The following is a 1,153-nucleotide window of genomic DNA, read 5'->3' as shown; positions in this document are numbered from 1 at the left end:
GCCTGCAGCAGCACGACCGGGCGCCGCCACAACGGCCCGTGCGACGGAAACTCGGCGGCCGCGATCGCATCGATCCGCTCGACGAGCGCATGGCAGGTCGCCTCGCGATAACGCGCCGCGTGAATGCGCACCTGTTCGGCGAGGCTCGCGACGGACAGGCGCGGCAGGCGGCGCGCGACGCCCATCGCGTCGAGCGCTTCGAGCAGGTCGATCGCGCGGTGCTCGACGCCGCGCAGCAGCGCGATGCGCGCGGCGGTGCAATAGCCGAGCAGCACGGTATCGGGCGTGCCCGCATGTTCGAGCACGTCGAGCCGGTTCGCGAGCAACGCGGCGGCCTGGTCGACGCGGTCGGCCTCGTACGCGAGCGCCGCGCACATCGCCGCGAGCATGCAGGTCAGCGGATGGCGGCGCCCGAGATCGGCTTCCGCGCGTGCCAGCGCCGGCGACAGCGTGTCGTCGGCCAGCCGGACCTGGCCTTCGCGCAGGTAGCTCAGGCCCGTGATCAGCTCGCCCCAGCGCGCGACGTAGCCGAACCCGGCCGCCGTCTCGCCGCGCGGCGCGGCGTGCTGGAAGCGGCGCGCCTGCGCCGGTTCGCCGACGATGATCGCGCGCGCCGACAGCCGGTTCGCGTGCATTTGCGCGAGCCAGGTCGCCGCCGGCGGCGTGAAGTCGGCCCACGGTTCGAACAGCTCGATGAAACGGTCGATTTCGTCGGCGTAATAAGCGGCCGCGCTGAGGATCAGCGCGCATTCGTAGCGCATCGCCGCGGGCGTGCCGGTGTCGGCGAGGATGCCCGCGATCTGGCGCTGCGCCTCGACGTGGCGCTCGCCGAGCGCCAGTGCCCACGCGACCGCGATGCGCAGCGTCGGGCGCTTGTCGAGCTCCGCGTCGGGCAGCAGCGCAAGCCAGTCGAGCACGTCGTTGATGCGGCCCTGCTTGATCGCATCCTCGAGGCAGCGCTGCGCGAGCGCGTACGCCACCTCGAACTGGCCGGCCGCATACGCGTGGCGCGCGGCTTCCTCGGTCATCCCGTGCGCGTCGAGCCAGGCGGCCGCACGCGCATGCAGCGCGCTGCGCCCGGCGTCCGCGGCGAGGCGGTCGCGCAGCGTGTCGCGCACGAGCGGATGCAGCCGGCACCAGTCCGAATCGTCCG

Annotated in this window: 1 pseudogene; it reads right to left on the bottom strand. The window is 73.5% G+C overall.

Features of this window, described 5'->3' with window-relative positions:
- Positions 1-1,153: pseudogene (locus DPV74_RS41455) on the bottom strand (LuxR family transcriptional regulator); the annotation flags it as partial.

The organism is Burkholderia sp. HAN2018 (genome assembly GCF_024704855.1).
In the GTDB taxonomy this organism is placed as follows: Bacteria; Pseudomonadota; Gammaproteobacteria; order Burkholderiales; family Burkholderiaceae; genus Burkholderia; species Burkholderia cepacia.
The sequence above is the reverse complement of the archived record's forward strand: the minus strand, read 5'-3'. Positions and strand labels throughout refer to the sequence as shown.